Genomic DNA, 17,377 nt, shown 5'->3' on the forward strand with positions numbered 1-17,377 from the left:
TTCGCAGCAATACCATCCCGGCCGGGCGGGACGTCTGGCTGGCTCAGCCGATACCGGACCAAACATCGATAGGACCAGGATTGTCCAGCCGTCATGCGGCCTGGCATGGCTTGCTGACGCTGACGTATTTACCACTGGGAGCCAAGAAGAATGCAACATGCGCAGCCCGTTTCTCTCTCCCATTCAGACAAAGGCACCCCGCATCTTCGTTTCCCGATTCCCACGCTGACGAGCGATCACGGCAGTTTTCGAACAGACGCAAAGAAAGGAGAAAAAATGAACCCCAGCCATCGCCAGGTAAGTACGTTGACTTGCTCTACCACCTGGGTCAAAGGCGTGGCAGAGATGTTCAAGGCTGTCGGCCTGGATGTACCGGCACTGTTCGCCGAAGCAGGCATGGATATCGCCATATTGAATGATCCTCACGCCAGTTATGCAACGGAAAAGCTTTGCGCCTTGTGGAAAATAGCCGCTGCCCGTTCCAACAACCCGGCGATCGGACTGTCGGTTCCCGAGGTGACCACGCCAGCCATCTTCGACGTGGTCGGCTACGCCATGATGTCCAGCGAAAACCTGCATGCCAGCCTGGAACGGCTTATTTGTTACCTGCGCCTGGTTACCGACGCCGCCACCATCGTGCTCACCGAAGAAGACGGCGGCTACTGGTTCACGCTGGCCATCAACGGCGACCTGCAGAGAAACGTGCCGCGGCAGCGCTTCGATTTCAACCTGATTACGCTGGTCACGTTTTGCCGCTGGGTCACCAGGCAAGACATCAGGCCGCTGGCGGTCGAATTCACCCATCCGGAACCGGACGACCGGGCGCCATACGAGGATGCCTTCCGCTGTCCATTGCGTTTCGGGGCGGTAGCCAACCGTTTCTTTCTTTCGAGGACAGACATATTCACGCCACTGCCATCATCCAATCCATCGCTGGCAAGCTTGCATGACCGGTACGCCAGCGAACGCCTCGGCCGGCTCGACCAGCACCGCATCCGCGCCAAGACGCAGGAGCTGATCACGCGCCGGCTGGCGCACGGTGAACCGTTACGGGCCGACATCGCCAGTGCGTTATGCATCAGCGAACGCACTTTGCAAAGGCGCTTGCAGGACGAGGGCACCAGTTTCCAGGAACTGGTGGAGCAAACGCGATACAGCCTGGCGCAGCAATACCTGGGGCAGTATCAGCTGCCGATCTCGGAGACGGTTTTCCTGCTCGGTTTTACCGACCAGAGTGCGCTGTTCCGGGCTTGCAAGCGCTGGTTCAATATGTCGCCCAAGCAGTACCGCAACCATCTGCTGCTGTCGCGATGATCCGGCGTATTGTCCGGGCTGCATAGCCATATCCCGCTGTCCTCAGGCGAGCGCGCTGCGCGTCGTCAGGAAAGCGCGCGCGGCTTCGATCACTTCAGGCGCTTGCAGGATCCGGCGATGGCCGAGGCCGTCGAAGCGGAGCAGCCGGGCACCTGGCCAGGCCTCGGCGATTTCGACACCAAGCGATACCGGCACCACGCGGTCGTCGTTCGAATGCAGGATCAGCACCGGCTGCTTGAGATTGGCAGCTGCTTTCGGTGTATCGACATCGGCGACATCGACGCCCTGCTCTTGCAGCAAGGCGATCATGGCTGCTACCTGATGCCGGTCGAGGCCGGCCTGGACGCCGAAACCGACGGCGTAATCGAAGTAGCGCGCCGGCGGCGCGATCAGGACCAGGCGCTCGACCTGCAGGCCGTGCCGCACCGCTTCCACGGTAAGGGCGCAGCCGACCGAATGAGCGATCGCGGCATACACCGGGCCGATCAGGTCCTGGAATTTCAGCAGCGCGGAGGCGCAGGCCGGGATCGACGAGGTGGTTCCTTCCGACTCGCCGTGCGCCGGCAGGTCGACCAGCACCACGCGGTAGCCGGCTGCCAGCAGCGGCGGAATGAACGGCGCCATGTCGCTGGAGCGGCCTTCCCAGCCGTGCACCAGCAATACCGTCGGTCCGCGGCCTGCCTGCCAGGACACCAGCTTGCCGGTCGGGCCGTTGGTTTCCACCCGGCTCGCGCCTTCGAAACCGGCTATGACGGGAGTACGCTCATCGGTCCTTGGCGTGAGGAAGGCCTTGGCGACAGATTCGGGGGTAGGCACTAATTTTTCGACAGGGGTGCTCACGATGACGGTCTCCGGTAGATATTATGGTTTGCTGTGTTGCGCTGTTACGAGGATTCTTTACGCCGATTTCACCAGCGTGGGCGGCTGCACCTGGGTTTCCTTTTGCAGCAGCACGTCGAGGATCTGGCGCGCGGCAATCGAGGCCTGGTCCACCGCCAGGTGGATGAACACGGCGTCGTTGTCCCAGTTGGCCTGCGCCTGCTGGCAGATATACACGTCTTCGGCGATGGTGGTGCGCAGCTCCTTGGCGATGGCGTCCGAGAGTTGCTGGTTGTCGATGCCGAAGTCGCGGTAGAGGCCGGCCCAGAGGTGGCAGGTGGTCTCGGTTTCCGGGGTAAAGATGCCCAGCGTCGACAGGCGCATGTTCATGCCTTCCGGCTGGCCCGGCGGATGGGCGATGGTGTCTATCCTGGTGTTCCCGACCGGGAAGAAGATCGCGTCCTGGATGCGGTCGATGTGATCCAGGTTCATCATCTTCTTGAGCAGCGGCGAGCTTTTCTCCATGCGCAGGATGCGCCGTACCCGCACTTCGCCCGGGGTCACCATGATTTCCGGCGAGGCTTCGGTGACGGCTTGCGACATCACGGTGCTCAAATGCACGTAGGACACGTGCGAGGGGTCGAGAAAGTTGTCGATGCCGAGGCGGTAGTCGGTATTGGCATGGGCGTAGAACATCTCGCCGGCATGGCGCGCTGAAGTGCATACGGAATGATCCGGGATCAGCGCTTCATCGCAGAGATCGCGCTCGCCCATCCAGATCCACGCGAAGCCATGTTTTTCCACCAGCGGAAAAGACTTGACGCTGGCGCGCTGCGGAATGATTTTCTGGCTGGGTATGTGGACGCAGGTGCCGCCGGCATTGAAGCGGATGCCATGGTAGGCGCACTGGACCTGGTCGCCGATCAGGCAGCCCTTGGACAGCGGCACATGGCGGTGCGAGCAGCGGTCTTCCAGCGCCGCCAGCTTGTCGTCGGAGGTGCGGTACATCACGATCTGCTTGTTCAAGACGGTTCTCGGGAACAGCTCGGCCTTGATGTCGGACGCCAGCGCCGCTACGTACCATGCGTTATGAATAAACATTGTGTCTTCCATTTCTAGTTGTATCGATGACAAGCTGCGAGCTGACTGACACGGTCAGAAATCTTACCGCCGCCGCCGGTTTTCAACAGCCTGTCAAAGTTGATAGGTTCCCATGCGCTTGTGGCAACGCTATTGTTGCAATTGATGCAAATGCGGCAGCTTAAAATTCCACCATGGTGAAATCCTCTTTCTTGACGCCGCACTCCGGGCAGGTCCACGTGTCCGGGATATCGTCCCAGCGGGTCCCGGCCGCCAGGCCTTCGCTGGGCGCGCCGTCCTTTTCCGAGTAGATCCAGCCGCACACCAGACACATCAGTGTCTTGAATTCAGTTTCTGTTTCAGTCATTGCTAGGTTCCAGGCTAGTTGGGGTCAGATGGGATGGGCCGATGAAGCGGGTGATCAGTTCCTTGACCGGCGTGGCAGACAGTATCCGGCTGTGGCCGAGGCCTGAGGTCTGCTCCAGGCGTACGTTTTTCAGGCTGCGCATCAGCTTTTGGGCTTCGCTGAGCGGCACCACCGGATCGTGCTCGTCGTGCACCACCAGCACCGGCACCTCCATGACCGCGCCCAGCACGCTGATGTCCCAGTAGCTGACGGGGACGCCGTTCTGCACCTGCAGGCGGTCGTAGATCTTGCCGATCACGGCCGGCGGTAACTGCTGGTGCTGGTTGGTCGACCAGCGCTCCAGTACGGTCGACAGGGATACCGGTGCGGCTATCAGCACCAGGCGTTTGACGGCTTCCGCGTGCCGCGCATCGGCGTGGGCGATGGCTGCCACCGAGGCAATCGAACCGAGCGAATGGCCGACGATCACCTGCACGTTGTCCAGCGACTTGATGGCGGCGCCGACCGCTTTGACAAAACGTGTCATGGTGGTCTTGTTGCCGGCCGATTCGCCATGCGCCGGCGCATCGAACGACGCCACCTGGAAACCGAGCGCCAGCAGCGGCTTGACGAAGCCGATCATGCTGCTGCTGTCCGAACCCCAGCCATGCACCAGCAGCACGGTAGGGCCATGGTTTTTCCACAGATAGCCATGGCGCACGTCGTCGTTGCCGGCAATCTCGAAGGTCTGCGCGCCGAGCGGCATGCGGAACAGGGTGCGGCCGCCTTTCGAGCGCGAGCGGCCGAAGGCGTCCGCCGCAATCCGTCCGGCCAGGGTTGGCGCCAGCATGCCGCCCAGCTGGTAGCCCGCCTTTGCCAGGCTGGCGCCGATGCCGAGGGCCGGCGCCGCCGCCGGCTGTTGCGGCTGTTGTGATAGCGGCGGCGAGGGTGAAGTGATGTCAGTCATGTCGTCAGGTCCTGCGGTTGGCCCGGCACGGATTGATGGAGGATCAGGTATTGGCGACCGAATTGGCGCCGCCGTTAACCACGGCGCGCTGTTCCGCCGAATCCTTGTAATAGCCGGAATCGAGGTCGTAGAAATGGCAGTTCCTGATGACCCACAGCAGGTCGCCGAAGCTGAAATCCTTTTCCCTGATCATGCCCGGATAAGCCTGCTTCAGCGCGACCTGCGCTTTCTGCAGGTTATAGAACGGCACCACCGGCGCCACGTGGTGGGCGGTATGGATGGAGATGTTGTGGGTCAGGAACAGCAGCCATTTCGGATAGCGGTAATCGGTGGTTACCAGCATGCGGCTGGCGTTCGGCGTCCAGTGTTCAGAGGTCAGGAACGGGATGTCGGCCGAGGTGTGGTGCATCAGCGTGGTGACGCTGAACCAGGTATGGATCGCAATCCACGGCGCAAAGAACAGCAGGAAGAAGCCGCTGATGCCGGTAAAGTAGATCAGCGCCGAAAAATAGACTATCGAAGCCAGCACTACGAAGGCAATCGAACGCTTGACGTCGGTGCGCATATCCTTCTTGGGGAAAAAGCCTGGCCGGAAGCCTGACACGATCCAGTAGTTGATGGTGCCGGCCCAGAACAGCCAGGTCCTGGTGCCCATGTAGACGAAACGCTGGCCGAACGACATGCGCTTGTACATGTCGCGCGGGATCGGCCGCCAGTCGGTGTCGAGCTCGAGGTTGTTGGTGTGGAAGTGATGCAGGTTATGCACGTGCTTCCATGAATAGAACGGATACAGCAGCGGCAGCAGCGACAGGTGGCCGATGACGATGTTGAGCTTCTTGTTGCGCGAGAACGAATTGTGGCCGCAATCGTGCGCGATGCAATGCAAGCCCCAGCCGCCCAGCCCGGCGACGATGAACAGCGGGATGTAGAAGCCCCAGTGCGGCGCATAGGCGACGCCGACGATGGCACCGATATACAGCGCGTAGCTGATGAAGAAGCCGGCCAGGCCGCGCCAGGCTTGCGGTTCGAAATACGATTTGGGAATCGCTTCGGCCAGGCGGGCGCCTTCCAGCGTCTTGCTCTTGTCCAGGAACGCCTCGAACTCGGGCCCCGGCGATGAAGGATAACTATTTGCGGACGGCATTGATTTCTCCCAGATTATGCGATGGCGTTGAGCCCGAGTTCCGTGGCCAGGTGAGCGCTCAGCTCGTCGATGCTTGGGTGTTCGAACAGCAGCGCCGGCGACAGGCGCTGCTCGACCAGCTTTTCCAGGTCGCCGGAAACCCGCACCGCGACGATCGAATCGAGACCGTACAGTTCGAACTTCTTGGCGGTGTCGATGGCGCTCGGGTCGACCTTGACTTGTTTGGCCAGACGCTTGACCAGCCACTGACGGATCACTTCCTCGCTTAACGGAACGTTGCTTTCAACTTCCTCTCCGCCTTTGCGGAAGAAGCCGAACAGGCCGCCCGATTTGTTTTCTTGAGACATGGTTTCTCCTGGGATGAATGTGAACTAAGGATTCTTGCTGGGTTTAGCGGGCGCGCATCTTGGCGACGGCTTTTTCGTCGGGCGAACGCAGGTTCCAGACCACGCCGATCTTGCCGAAGCCGGCCAGCAGCCAGCCGCTCAGGTCGGGCTCCCACCATTTCACGCCGTGACGGTACGATCCCGGGAACGCATGGTGGTTGTTCTGCAGGCCTTCGCCGAAAGTGAGGATGGCGACGGTCCAGTTGTTGGCGCTGTTGTCGTCGGTCTTGAACGGCTTGCCGCCGATCATGTGGCACACCGAACCGACGCACCAGGCAGCCTGGTTGGCCAGGAAAATCCGCGCCAGTCCGCCGAACAGGAAGCCGCTGAAAGCCGCGTCCCAGCTGCCGCCGACCGCGCCGCCGATGGCAGCCGGCAAGACCAGGCCGAGCACGATCCACAGGCCATAGGTGCGGTGGTAAAAGAACAGCTTGCGGTTGGCCAGGATGTCCGGCGCAAAGAAATTCCAGCCCGACACGTCCTTGGCCAGCATCCACGGCATGTGCGCATACCAGATGCCGCGCAGGCGGCCCAGCAGGCCCGGTCCGTGCAGGTTGGGCGAATGCGGATCGCCGTGCTGGTCGCTGTAGGTGTGGTGGCGGCGATGGGTGGTGACCCAGAACATGATCGGCCCTTGTGCCGCCATCGAACCGCAGATCAGCAGCAAGCCCTCGAAAAACGGCGAGGTATTGAAGGTCTTGTGCGCCAGGTAGCGATGGAAACCCATCGTGATGCCGCCCATGTGGAGGAAATAGAAAACCCCGAACAGCACCAGGTCGGTGGTCGACATGCGCCCTTCCAGTGCGCGCTGCAGCGCCACCGCGAAGCCGGCCAGCGGCACCAGCATGACCACCAGCGCGGTCACCTGCTTGATGGTGGCGCCGGCGCCGGTCAGCGGTGCGACGCCCGGCCTCAGTGCAGGACCGGCGGCGTTCGCCGGTTTGGGAGGTAAGACATTGGTTTGCGTAGTCATGGCGTTTTCCCGACGTTAATCGTTATTGAAAAGTTTCTGGTCCAGCGGATCTGCGCTCTGGCGTTGGCGGATATCCCAGGCCAGGCCGAGCAGTCCTAACAGCCGGATCACCCAGGCGGTGGTATCGATCTGCCAGAAATGGAAATCGTTGTGCGCCAGCGCCGGGTTGGCGTGGTGGTTGTTGTGCCAGCCGCCGCCGGCCGACACCAGCGCCAGCCAGCCGATGTTGCCGCTGGTGTCGCGGGTCTGGTTAGGCCGCTTGCCGAAGGTGTGGCCGATCGAATTGACTGCCCAGGTCACCTGGTCGAGCAGGAAGATCCGGGCCAGGCCGCCCCACAGCAGGCCGCCGATCGCGCCTTCGATGCCGCTCAGGGCGGCGCCGATTGCGGTCGGCAGCGCCAGGCCGAGCAAGACCCAGATCAGATAATGCTGGTTGACGAACAGCACCAGCTTGCTGCCGAACAGGTCCGGTACGTAGGTACTCCAGTTGCTGCGCTTGACTGTAAACAGCCAGCCGACGTGGCCGTGCCACAAGGCTTTGATGCGGCCGCGCAGGCCGGGCGACAGTACCCGCGGCGAATGCGGATCGCCGTCCTGGTCGGTGAAGACGTGGTGCATGCGGTGCGTCGCCGCCCAGAACAGGATGGGCCCTTGCGCCGCCATGCAGCCGAGGATGCCGATAACGGCGGTCACGACGGGCCCGGCCTTGAACGCGCGGTGCGAAAAGAAGCGGTGCAAACCGCCCTCGACGCCGAACGACGTCAGGAAATACATGGCGCCGAGCAGGATCATGTCTTGCTGCTTGAAGCCGAACTGGATCGAATACCACAGCGCGGCGACGAAACCGACGGCGGGCGTCAGCACGGTCAGGTAAGCGAGCCTGCGCGCCTTGCTGTCGCCGTCCCTGAGCGCTTGCACTTTCTCGTCAAGCGCTGCGGCAGCGGGATGTTTGGTATTGGTCACTGCTTACCCCTGTTGGAAAAGTGTGGTGCTGTCGGTTTCCGTCGCCGTTGCGGATGGCGTCGGACGGGCCTTGGCATACGCTAGCGAGCCGGCGTTGAAGGCATCGCGGCAGGCGCTGCGGCGCACCTTGCCGCTGGTGGTCAGAGGGATGGTCGACACCGGGGCCAGATGCACGGTGTGCGGCGCCACGCCATGGCTGCGGGTGATGGCGGCGGCGATCGCGTCTTCGACGTTTTCCAGGTCTTCGCCGTTCAGCTTGGCTGAGCGCAGGATCTCGGCCACCACCACCAGCTGTTCCGTGTCGTCTCGTGTCACTGAAAAGGCTGCGACGCCGTTGGTGCGGATCGCCGGGTGGCTGGCCTGGGCTGCGGCTTCGATATCTTGCGGATAGAGGTTGCGGCCGGCGAAAATGATGACGTCCTTGATGCGGCCGGTGATATACAGTTCGTCGTCGAGCATGAAGCCGAGGTCGCCGGTGCGCAAGTAGGGGCCGTCCTGCCGATCGTCGGCAATGAAGGCATGGAATGTTTCGGTGCTGGCTTCGGGCTGGTTGAGATAGGCTTGCGCCACGCTGGCGCCCTTGAACCACAGTTCGCCGACCGCGCCGGCCGGAAGCTGCTGCCGGGTGTCGGGATCGACGATAGCCATTACATGTCCACTGGCCACCGTGCCGCAGCTGATGACCGCCGTGGCAGGCGCATCTGCGGTAGCCGGCTTGGCCTGGCCGCAGGCCAGCGCTTCATGGTCCAGCAGCAGCGTCTTGGGTATGGCGTCGCGGTTCGCTTTGCCGGAAATGAACAGGGTGGCTTCGGCCAGGCCGTAGCATGGAACAAACGCTGCGCTGGAGAATCCGGCCGCTTTGAATTTTTCCGAAAAGCGGTCAAGCGTGGCTTGCCGCACCGGCTCGGCGCCGCAAAACAGCATCTTCAGCCTGCTCAGGTCGAGTTCGGCGATTTCCTCATCGGTAATGGTGTCGACGCACAGGTCGAGCGCAAAATTCGGCGCCACCGAGGTCGTCACCCGGTGCGTCGACAGGCCTTTCAGCCAGCGCAGCGGTCGCTGCACGAAATGGGCAGGCGTCATGACCACCAGCGTGAATCCGCTGTACACGGACAGCAGCAGCGCTCCCATCAGGCCCATGTCGTGGTAGGGCGGCAGCCAGGTGAAGCCGATATGTTTTTCTGCCGATCCCAGCCGGATGTCGAGCACGCGGCTGTTGCTGATCAGGTTGGCGGCGGACAGCACCACGCCCTTGGGATTGCCAGTGGAGCCGGAGGTATATTGCAGCAGTGCCGGAAACGGTTCGCTTGTGCCGACGTCGTCGGTGGCATCCGCAGCTATTGGCTGCGTGTCCTGCGCCTCGAAAAAATCGCTGCCGGCAAACAGCCATTCAGGAAAATTTCCCTCGGCGGAGAGCGAGGCGTTGAGACGGTCCACAGCTGCGTGCAGGCTGCCTTCTGCGATCACCAGCTGCGCATTGCAGTCGTTGCAGATGCTGGCGAAGCGCGCCACTGCGCGGCTGCCGACTGGCGGGAACGACGGTACAGCAGTAGCGCCGGCCTTGAAAATGGCGAACAGCGCCGTGACATAATTCAGGCCCGGCTCCAGCACCAGCAGCACGCGGGCGCCTGGCGCCAGTTGCTGTTTGAGCTGGCGCGCCAGGCGGGCGGCGCGCAAGTCGAGCTGGCGATAGGTCAATTCGGCGATGTCGTCTTCGCCGTTCTTGAGGAAACGCAACGCTACCGCGTCTGGCGTTGCCGCGGCGCGCCGGCGCAGGATGGCGTCCATGTCGATATCCTGCGCGGCCGCGGCTATCGAAGATTCCGGACCGCTTTGGCCATGGGCAAACGCTACCGCTTCGCTGATGCTCAAGCTGGATGTCATTCGATACTCCGTATTTAATTGCCAGGCAAAGGCCGTGCGACCGAGGCCGGATGTGGTCTCGATCACGCCACGCCGCGCTGCGGCACAGCGGGGAACCCGCTGTTGCGCACGGTCGGCTCAATCTGTGAAACGACTATATGGATTAGCTTGTTCTGTGTCTGTTGCGGCAGCGGCCAATTTGATTGCTGCGCGAGACAATTTGCGGTTGCGCGCGGTTCCAGGCATTGGAATGCGCATATCGATCTGCGGATTATTCATATGGCAAGGAGCGGAAAACGCGGCCCTTGCCATATTCATATCGGCGGCGGTCTCGTTGCGAGACTGTCGAGGACAAGCAGGCCGGGTTCAATCCCCCAGTTCTATCAATGCTGCCAGCGGCACGCCTTCCGGCGCTTCATACAACGCAATCACCCAGGCTTGCGCCGGATTGGCCGCGGCCTGGCTGAGTCTCTTGACGACGAAGTTGATGGACGCCTTGTCCAGCCCGGCAAACGGATCGTCCAGCAAATTGAGGCGGGCGCCGGCGGCAAACGCTGCAGCCAGCCAGACTTTCCGTTTGCTGCCGGTGGACAGCATGAACAGCTTCTTGTCCAGGTGCGGCGTCAGCGACAGGCCGTCGGCCAGGCCGGGCAGCAGCGTGTCGTCAAAGCCGGGATACGCGGCGTGCAGCGATGCGAAATATTCGCGCGCCGTCATCTGGTCGAACGCTTCCGAACGCGGCTCCACCCAGAATACCTGCCGCCGATAGAGGTCCGGCTGTCGTTCCAGGGACACGCCATTGAGATGCAGTTGGCCGCCCTGGGCCGGCAGATCGCCGGCCAGCAAGCGCAGCAGGCTGCTTTTGCCCCGCCCGTCGCCGCCGCGCACCAGCGTCACGCCGGCGGGAATCTGGGCCGACCAGGCGCTGAATAGCTCCCGTTCGGGATAGTGAAAAGTCAGGCCGGCGGCCTCGAGGATAGCTGTGGGGTGCTGTTTCATGGTCGTGGTTTTCAGGTTTCTGCGCGGTTCTGCTTGCCTGGGATTGTAGAGGAAAGCATATGTGTATAAATAATTTGCTGGTTTATGTCCCCTTTTTTTGTCTCGCGGGGCAACCCACATGAGAATCAGAGAAAGAGTCTCGTCGCCGTGATACGCGGTTTAGTACGAGATCCATCCGTAAGAACCGGTATCACCTACCGTTCCCGCAGGAACAAGCAAGGCCTCACAAAGGAATCTCGGCAATGAATATGCATACCAGGTACACATGTAGCGGTTTGTTGGGTTTGTCGCTGGCTTTCGCTGCAGCATCCGCATCGGCTGCGGACCAGCCGGCCGCTCCGGCCAGCACCTCCAAAGCAGGAACGGCAGCTCAGAACCAGGTCAAACGTCCTGGCGACGGCGTCGAACTGACGGAAACGGCGCCTTCGCCGCTGGTCGCGGTGAAGGGAGCGGACGGTCGTGTCGTGGTGCAGCACTCTAACGACACGGTAGCGCCTCAAAAGAAAAACGAGGTGCGCTGATGAAAACCCTCGCTTGCTGTGCCGGACTTGCCGTCCTTCTTGCTGCTATGCCGGCGGCCCATGCCGCTGATTTTGTCCTGGTCAACCAGGATCCTGCCGGGGCTGGACTGAATGACCTGACCGCGGCGGCGCCGGTGGGCGGCAATCCCGGCAAGACCCTGGGCGAACAACGCCGGCTGGTCTATCAGTTTGCCCTCGAGATGTACGGCGCGCTGCTCAACAGCGCAGTGCCGGTGCGGGTGCAGGCCTCCTTCGCGTCGCTGGGCCAGAATTCCGCCGGCAACAATATCCTGGGGCAGGCTGGCCCGATCAATAGTTACCGCGATTTCGCCAATGCACCGCTGGCCAATACCTGGTACAACGCCGCGCTCGCCAATGCCTTGCGCGGCGCCCAGAACAACCCGGGCAAGGACGATATCCAGTCGCAGTTCACCACCGACATCGATGTCGGCGGCGCCGGCCAGGGCTGGTATTACGGACTGGACGGTCGTACGCCCAAGGGCCAGACCAATTTCCTGGATGTGGTTACCCATGAAATCGGCCACGGCCTGGGTTTTACTGGCGATAACGCAACGGCGCGCGCCGCAGCCGATCCGAGCCGGATCTACAACCGCTACATGCGCAGCGCCGGCGGACTCGACTGGAATGCAATGAGCGACGCTCAGCGCGCCGCCGCCCGCATCAGCGACAAGCTGGTGTGGACCGGGCCGCAGGTGACGCTGGAAGTTCCGATGAAGCTGCAGCCGGAGATTGCCTTGCAGATTTCGGCGCCGGCAGCTGCGGCAGGATATAACCCCTACGCCACCGCGGATTTCGGTGCGGCCGCCAGCAGCGCGGCGTTCAGCGGCAGCGTGGTGCTGGCGACTTATACCGATGCCGGCAATGTAGTGCACACTGACGGCTGCCTGCCGATCACCAACGGCGCGGCGCTTGCCGGCCGGATCGCCCTGATCGACCGCGGCGTCTGCAATTTCTCGCAGAAGACGCTGTACGCCCAGCAGGCCGGCGCGGTGGCGGTGATCATCGCCAGCAACAAGCCTGACGCCCTGGCGCCGATGGCCGCCGGCGACGCCAACGTGGCGGCGCTGATCACCATCCCGACCGTACTGGTGACACAGGCGCTGGGCAACCAGCTCAAGGCCAACCTGCAAGGGCTGGCTGCGGCCGGCATCGGTCCCTACGCGGATCGCCACCTGGCTGCGGTGCTGGCGGACGGCGTCGACGGCGCCGGCCATGCGGTCCAGCGCGTCAAGCTCTACGCGCCTCCGGGGTTCCTGCCGGGTTCGAGCATTTCGCATTTCGACCAGCTGACCGTGCCGACCGCGCTGATGGCGCCTAGCGCCAGCGCTACCGTGATCGCCCAGGCAGACCTGGACTTGACGCCGGCGCTGTTCATGGATATCGGCTGGACCGTCAACCGCGGCAACCTGAGCCTGCTGGACTGCAACACCAGCGTGCCGATCTCTTCCCCGGGCGGCCTGATCCCAGGCGCCAACGCTCTTACCAACCTGAAGCTGTGCGCCAAGACCTCGGCCACCGTCGGCGACTATCGCGACTGCACCGGCCGTTACGTGCAATCGCGGCTGGAAGCCAAGCTGTTCAAACCGGCGCAGGCGCAGAGCCTGAAGATGTGCCTGGTCGGCAGCAAGGCGGATGCGCAATACGCGGCCTGGCACTGAACTGTTCCTGTCTTTCACTTTAGCTTGGGGAATTTCTGATGATGAATAGCCGCACAAAAGATGGCGTACCGGGTTTTTCGCTGCTGAAAATGAGCTTGTGCATCGCTGCACTGGGCTGGTTGCCGGCCGAAGCCGGCGCACAGGTTGTACCTGCATACTTTCAGGCCAAGGGCTTGAACGACGGTTCGGATGACGCCAAGGCCACGGGCGCCGATGCCGTGGCTGCCGGCAGCAGCAGCGTCGCTTCAGGCGCCCAGGCTACGGCCTTGGGCACTGGCGCCCTGGCCAACGACGACAACACTACTGCGGTAGGCGCCTATGCCGCGGCTGCCAAAGCCAATGCATCGGCGCTGGGCGCCAACAGCTTTGCCGGCGAGGCCAGCAGCACTGCGCTGGGGGCCAACGCCAATGTGTTTGACGTCAACGGTACGGCCGTAGGGGAGTCGTCGCTGGTCAATGGCAAGAACAGCACCGCGCTGGGCCGGATGAGCCGCACCAACAGCGACAACAGCGTGGCCTTGGGCGCCAATTCGGTGGCCGACCGCGCCAATACAGTTTCGGTTGGCAGTACACAAAGCACGACCGACAGCGCCGGCGTCGTCACCGCGCCGTTCCAGCGCCAGATCACCAACCTGGCGGCAGGCACGGCGGATAGCGACGCCACCAACCTTGGCCAATACCGCGCCGTGGTGTCGGCGCTGGGGGGCAATGCCTCGATCAACGCCGCCGGCGGCCTGGTTGCGCCGTCCTATGTGATCCAGGGCGTGGCTTCCTCCAAGGTCGGCGATGCTTTTGCGTCGGTCGATGTCTGGATGACCGGCATGCGTTCCTCGTTCACGACGCTCAATACGCAGGTGGGCGTGATCGACAACCGGGCGACCAAGCTGGAGCAGGCTGCCGGTTCGGGCGGCACCGGCACGACCGGCACCACCACCGGCACGACCGGCAACTCGGCTCAATACAACAGCGGCGGTACGGCCCTGGTGCTGAATGCCAACGGCGGCAGCGGCACGGTGATCAATAACGTCGCCGCCGGTACGGCGGCTACCGATGCGGCCAACGTCGGCCAGTTGACCGACATGCAGAAGGCGCTGGTGTCCTTGTTCAACAGTGGTGCTTGCCGGGTCGGCGCCGGCGGCGGCATTGCCTGCGGCAACGGCGTCAGCGCCAAGGGCGCCAATGCCGTCGCCCAAGGCAACAACGCCAGCGCCAATGGCGACAATACGGTTGCCGTCGGCGCCGGCGCCACCGCCAGTTTTGCCGGTTCGGTGGCGATAGGCGCCGGCGCCCAGGCGATTGCGGATCCGGCCACGGCGGTCGGCAACAATGCGATCGCCAGCGGCAACAACTCGGTGGCGCTGGGCGCCAATGCAGTGGCTTCCGCTTCCAATTCGGTAGCCTTGGGACAAGGTTCGGTCGCGGCGCGCGCCAATACGGTGTCGGTCGGTTATGCCGGCGGCGAGCGGCAGATCAGCAATGTCGCAGCGGGCACCGAGGGCACCGATGCCGTCAACCTGAACCAGATGAAGGCGGCGGCGCAGGACACGCTGAACCAGAGCAAGAGTTACGCTGCGCGCGCCGCGGCGCAGGCGATGGCAATCCCGCATGTATATATGGCGCGCGGCGACAGCAGCGGCATCGCGGTGGGCACCGCCAGTTACGGCGGCTACGGTGCGCTGGGGGTGGCGTTTGCTTCCAGCGTTTCGCAGCACACGCAACTGGCGGTCGGCGCCAGCGCCGCCAACGGCGGCAAGATGGCGATCCAGGGTAGCGGCAGTTACTCCTGGTGATCAGGCGACTATGGTGAAAACAACTGGCCCTGCCAGTTGTTCCGCGTAGGCGTCGTTGGCGAGGAACCAGGCTTTGTACGAACCGGCTGCAAGCTTGCTGATATCCAGGGTGACCTGGCCGCTGAGCGACGACGCGTACTGGTACACGCTATAGGTTTTATAACCTGCTTGGTCCGGGACCCTGCTGTTCAATGGAAATACGCCGACCCAGTTGCGGCTGTTCAGCTTCTGGGCCGGGGTGCTGTAGTTAAAGACAATCGTGCTGCCCTGGCGCACGATCGGCGTCGCTGTCGACAAGGTCGATGGCGTGATGACGCCGATCTGCGGATCGGTCCATGCCGGCCAGGGGCTTTCCACGTGCCCTGCCAGACGGCGCCAGAAACTCGGGTCGGAATCGGCTTTCACGCTGAAGTCATACCACCCTTTGGCAGCCCAGACCGGCGCCGGTATGCTGAGCGTTTGTCCAGCGCCGACCAGGTAGCGCTGCGGCAGGCCGGAAAACGGGCCGGTGTTGTGGGTGATGGTGAAGGTGCAGGGCCTGGACGCCGCCTGGTTGGACAGCGTCAGCACAATCGCGGCGCGGAAAAAGTCGTCGTGGGCGCGCACTTCCGGCAGGCCGTTGGAGCCATTGCCTGCATTTAAAAAACTGCCGCGCATTTCCCTGAAAAACCCGTTCGGGCCGTGCACGCGCAGTTCGTAGTCATTGCTGGTCCAGTTGCCGATCTTGACTTCAGGCAGGCTCTTGCCTGCTTCAACCGCGTAGTGCCATGGCCCGTCCGTGCGCAGGTTGGAGTAGGCGATGAATGCTGCGCCGGTGCGCCCCGTGTTGCCGAACTTGAGCGTCAGCTCGCGGTGACCGGAGGATGCCGATACCTTGCCGTCGACGCACAGCTGGTACGGCAGCGGACAGGCAGGACGCGGCTTGCGGTTCGATTCCTGCACCGGCAGCGTTTGCTGCACGGGAGGAACCGCATCTACCGGGGAATTCACTTCATGGTAGGGTGGCGCCGGCGTGATCCGCGGCCATGCCTTGTTCGGATTCTTGAAATCGAAAGCCGACGTCAGGTCGCCGCATACTGCGCGGCGCCATGGCGAGATATTCTGGCAGCTGATTTTTTCCCGCTCCAGTCCTTTGCCGGCCACCAGCCACTCTTCCAGGAAGCGCAGCACGGAGGTATGGTCGAACAGCTGGGAACAGACGCGCCCGCCTTTGCTCCACGGCGAAATCACCATCATCGGCACGCGCGGCCCCAGGCCCTTCGACTCCTGGTTGTAGAGTTCGCCTGCGGTCGGATCGGTCAGCGTGGTCAATCCCTTGTCGGCGTTGAGCGGCGGGATATTGGGCGGCATGTGATCGAAAAAGCCGTCGTTCTCATCGTAGTTGATCAGGAATACGGTCTTCGACCACACCTCGGGATTGCTGGCGAGCGCATCCAGCAGCCGGGACGAAAGGTCTTCGCCGGCGTTGGGCGAGGCCTCCGGATGTTCGCAGTATTCGTAGGGAGCAAAGATCCACGACACTTGCGGCAAGGTGGTCTTGCCGGTGGTGCTGTTGATGCCGTCGATATCGCGCTTGAAGGCCTGGACCAGCAGATCACCTTTGGTTCCTGCCGTGTTGTCCTTGGTCGAGCCAGGGATCAGCGCCCGTCCCTTGATATATAAGGGCGAGGTCGGTTTCAGCCTGCTGCCGTCGCTTTCGACGCGGAACTGCTTGAAGTAGGCCAGGTAGTTGTCGCCGTAGTTGTCGAATTCCTGATAAGCCTTCCAGCTGACGTTGTTGGCTTCCAGCACTTCGGCGTAGGTTTTCCAGTTTGGCGCGCCGGCGATGGTTGCCGGGCTGATATCGTCGTTGTTGATGTCGCCGTTGTAGATCGGGTTGGCGTTGTAGAGGCTGCCTTGGTTGAGTCCGGTGATATTGTCGCCGGCGCTGCCGGACAAGGCATAGAAGCGGTTGGGGTCGGTCGGCCCGAAAATCGAGCAGTGGTAGGCGTCGCAGATAGTGAAGGCGTCCGCCAGCGCGTAGTAGAAAGGCAGGTCGCCGCGGTCGAAGTAGCCCATGGTCTTGGCGCCCTTCTTGGAAATCCAGGCATCCCAGTTCTTCCAGGTGTTCTCGGACCCTTTCCAGCTGTGGTTCAGGCCGACCTTGGTGGCGTTGCTGCCTTGCGCATCGAAATGATAGGGCAGCACGTAGGAAGCGCCAGCCTGCGTCGGCTGGTACCAGACCGGCTTGCCGCCGGGAAGCGAAATGGCGCGCGGATCGCCGTAGCCGCGCACGCCGGCCAGCATGCCGAAGTAATGGTCGAACGAGCGGTTTTCCTGCATGAAGATGACGATATGTTCAACGTCTGCAATCGTGCCGGTGCGGTTGTTGGCGGGCACCGCCAGCGCTTTCTGGATTGCGTCGGGAAGCGCGAAAGTGGCGCCGGCTGCGGCTGCGGCGCGCAGGAAATTACGTCTCGCTTTTGAATCCATCATCGTCCCTCAGTTGGCTCAGTTGATCTGCACACCAGGATTGATTTGAGCGCATTGCCTT

At 62.6% G+C, this 17,377-nt stretch carries 15 protein-coding genes; 4 read left to right on the plus strand and 11 right to left on the minus strand.

What is annotated here, in order from left to right; translation table 11 throughout:
• Positions 1–276 precede the first annotated feature (276 nt).
• A complete protein-coding gene (locus CFter6_RS00160; RefSeq protein WP_167351327.1) occupies positions 277–1,314 on the plus strand; it encodes an AraC family transcriptional regulator in 1,038 nt (345 codons plus the stop codon).
• A gap of 42 nt (positions 1,315–1,356) precedes the next feature.
• On the opposite strand, the gene CFter6_RS00165 is transcribed toward CFter6_RS00160, so the two are convergent.
• From CFter6_RS00165 to CFter6_RS00210, 10 genes are all read right to left on the minus strand, one after another.
• Positions 1,357–2,154, minus strand: a complete 798-nt coding sequence (locus CFter6_RS00165; protein ID WP_150118563.1) for an alpha/beta fold hydrolase — start codon at positions 2,152–2,154, stop codon at positions 1,357–1,359.
• Positions 2,155–2,211: 57 nt separating this feature from the next.
• The gene (locus CFter6_RS00170) at positions 2,212–3,234 is read right to left on the minus strand and encodes an aromatic ring-hydroxylating oxygenase subunit alpha (protein WP_061538218.1); all 1,023 of its coding nucleotides are present in this window, start codon (positions 3,232–3,234) and stop codon (positions 2,212–2,214) included.
• Between the two features lie 160 nt (positions 3,235–3,394).
• Complete coding sequence (locus CFter6_RS00175; protein ID WP_014005064.1) at positions 3,395–3,580, minus strand: rubredoxin; 186 nt, start codon at positions 3,578–3,580, stop codon at positions 3,395–3,397.
• Positions 3,573–4,526: an alpha/beta fold hydrolase gene (locus CFter6_RS00180; protein ID WP_061538219.1), complete on the minus strand. Its 954-nt coding sequence runs from the start codon at positions 4,524–4,526 to the stop codon at positions 3,573–3,575. Before CFter6_RS00180 ends, CFter6_RS00175 begins: the two co-directional genes overlap by 8 nt.
• Before the next feature lie 43 nt (positions 4,527–4,569).
• Positions 4,570–5,670 carry a fatty acid desaturase gene (locus CFter6_RS00185; protein ID WP_061538220.1) on the minus strand — a complete coding sequence of 367 codons (1,101 nt, stop codon included), beginning with the start codon at positions 5,668–5,670 and terminating at the stop codon, positions 4,570–4,572.
• Between the two features lie 14 nt (positions 5,671–5,684).
• Positions 5,685–6,017 (minus strand): acyl carrier protein, encoded by a 333-nt coding sequence (locus CFter6_RS00190; RefSeq protein ID WP_014005067.1) that lies wholly within the window; start codon positions 6,015–6,017, stop codon positions 5,685–5,687.
• 43 nt (positions 6,018–6,060) lie between these two features.
• Positions 6,061–7,029, minus strand: a complete 969-nt coding sequence (locus tag CFter6_RS00195) for an acyl-CoA desaturase (protein WP_061538221.1) — start codon at positions 7,027–7,029, stop codon at positions 6,061–6,063.
• A 15-nt stretch (positions 7,030–7,044) separates the two neighbouring features.
• Positions 7,045–7,992: an acyl-CoA desaturase gene (locus tag CFter6_RS00200; RefSeq protein WP_061538222.1), complete on the minus strand. Its 948-nt coding sequence runs from the start codon at positions 7,990–7,992 to the stop codon at positions 7,045–7,047.
• Between the two features lie 3 nt (positions 7,993–7,995).
• Positions 7,996–9,876 (minus strand): fatty acyl-AMP ligase, encoded by a 1,881-nt coding sequence (locus CFter6_RS00205; RefSeq protein ID WP_061538223.1) that lies wholly within the window; start codon positions 9,874–9,876, stop codon positions 7,996–7,998.
• Between the two features lie 345 nt (positions 9,877–10,221).
• Entirely contained in the window at positions 10,222–10,854 is a 633-nt protein-coding gene (locus tag CFter6_RS00210) for an ABC transporter ATP-binding protein (RefSeq protein ID WP_061538224.1), read from the minus strand.
• 242 nt (positions 10,855–11,096) lie between these two features.
• On the opposite strand from CFter6_RS00210, the gene CFter6_RS00215 reads away from it, so the two are divergent.
• Genes CFter6_RS00215 through CFter6_RS00225 form a run of 3 tightly spaced genes read left to right on the plus strand, consistent with a single transcriptional unit; the run spans position 11,097 to position 14,844 of the window.
• Positions 11,097–11,375 (plus strand): hypothetical protein, encoded by a 279-nt coding sequence (locus CFter6_RS00215; RefSeq protein ID WP_061538225.1) that lies wholly within the window; start codon positions 11,097–11,099, stop codon positions 11,373–11,375.
• Entirely contained in the window at positions 11,375–13,054 is a 1,680-nt protein-coding gene (locus CFter6_RS00220; protein WP_082814486.1) for a PA domain-containing protein, read from the plus strand. Before CFter6_RS00215 ends, CFter6_RS00220 begins: the two co-directional genes overlap by 1 nt.
• 38 nt (positions 13,055–13,092) lie before the next feature.
• A complete protein-coding gene (locus CFter6_RS00225; RefSeq protein ID WP_061538227.1) occupies positions 13,093–14,844 on the plus strand; it encodes a YadA family autotransporter adhesin in 1,752 nt (583 codons plus the stop codon).
• Here CFter6_RS00225 and CFter6_RS00230 read toward each other — a convergent pair whose 3' ends face one another.
• Positions 14,845–17,319, minus strand: a complete 2,475-nt coding sequence (locus CFter6_RS00230) for a phosphocholine-specific phospholipase C (protein WP_061538228.1) — start codon at positions 17,317–17,319, stop codon at positions 14,845–14,847.
• Between the last annotated feature and the right edge of the window lie 58 nt (positions 17,320–17,377).

It is taken from the genome of Collimonas fungivorans (genome assembly GCF_001584145.1).
Lineage (GTDB): Bacteria > Pseudomonadota > Gammaproteobacteria > Burkholderiales > Burkholderiaceae_D > Collimonas > Collimonas fungivorans.

Bases quoted from the DNA above. Each gene is read 5' to 3' on its own strand.
- CFter6_RS00160 (WP_167351327.1), top strand. From the start codon at position 277: ATGAACCCCAGCCATCGCCAGGTAAGTACGTTGACTTGCTCTACCACC.
- CFter6_RS00215 (WP_061538225.1), top strand. From the start codon at position 11,097: ATGAATATGCATACCAGGTACACATGTAGCGGTTTGTTGGGTTTGTCG.
- CFter6_RS00175 (WP_014005064.1), bottom strand. From the start codon at position 3,580: ATGACTGAAACAGAAACTGAATTCAAGACACTGATGTGTCTGGTGTGC.
- CFter6_RS00205 (WP_061538223.1), bottom strand. From the start codon at position 9,876: ATGACATCCAGCTTGAGCATCAGCGAAGCGGTAGCGTTTGCCCATGGC.
- CFter6_RS00195 (WP_061538221.1), bottom strand. From the start codon at position 7,029: ATGACTACGCAAACCAATGTCTTACCTCCCAAACCGGCGAACGCCGCC.
- CFter6_RS00185 (WP_061538220.1), bottom strand. From the start codon at position 5,670: ATGCCGTCCGCAAATAGTTATCCTTCATCGCCGGGGCCCGAGTTCGAG.
- CFter6_RS00180 (WP_061538219.1), bottom strand. From the start codon at position 4,526: ATGACTGACATCACTTCACCCTCGCCGCCGCTATCACAACAGCCGCAA.
- CFter6_RS00225 (WP_061538227.1), top strand. From the start codon at position 13,093: ATGATGAATAGCCGCACAAAAGATGGCGTACCGGGTTTTTCGCTGCTG.
- CFter6_RS00230 (WP_061538228.1), bottom strand. From the start codon at position 17,319: ATGATGGATTCAAAAGCGAGACGTAATTTCCTGCGCGCCGCAGCCGCA.
- CFter6_RS00170 (WP_061538218.1), bottom strand. From the start codon at position 3,234: ATGTTTATTCATAACGCATGGTACGTAGCGGCGCTGGCGTCCGACATC.
- CFter6_RS00220 (WP_082814486.1), top strand. From the start codon at position 11,375: ATGAAAACCCTCGCTTGCTGTGCCGGACTTGCCGTCCTTCTTGCTGCT.
- CFter6_RS00190 (WP_014005067.1), bottom strand. From the start codon at position 6,017: ATGTCTCAAGAAAACAAATCGGGCGGCCTGTTCGGCTTCTTCCGCAAA.
- CFter6_RS00210 (WP_061538224.1), bottom strand. From the start codon at position 10,854: ATGAAACAGCACCCCACAGCTATCCTCGAGGCCGCCGGCCTGACTTTT.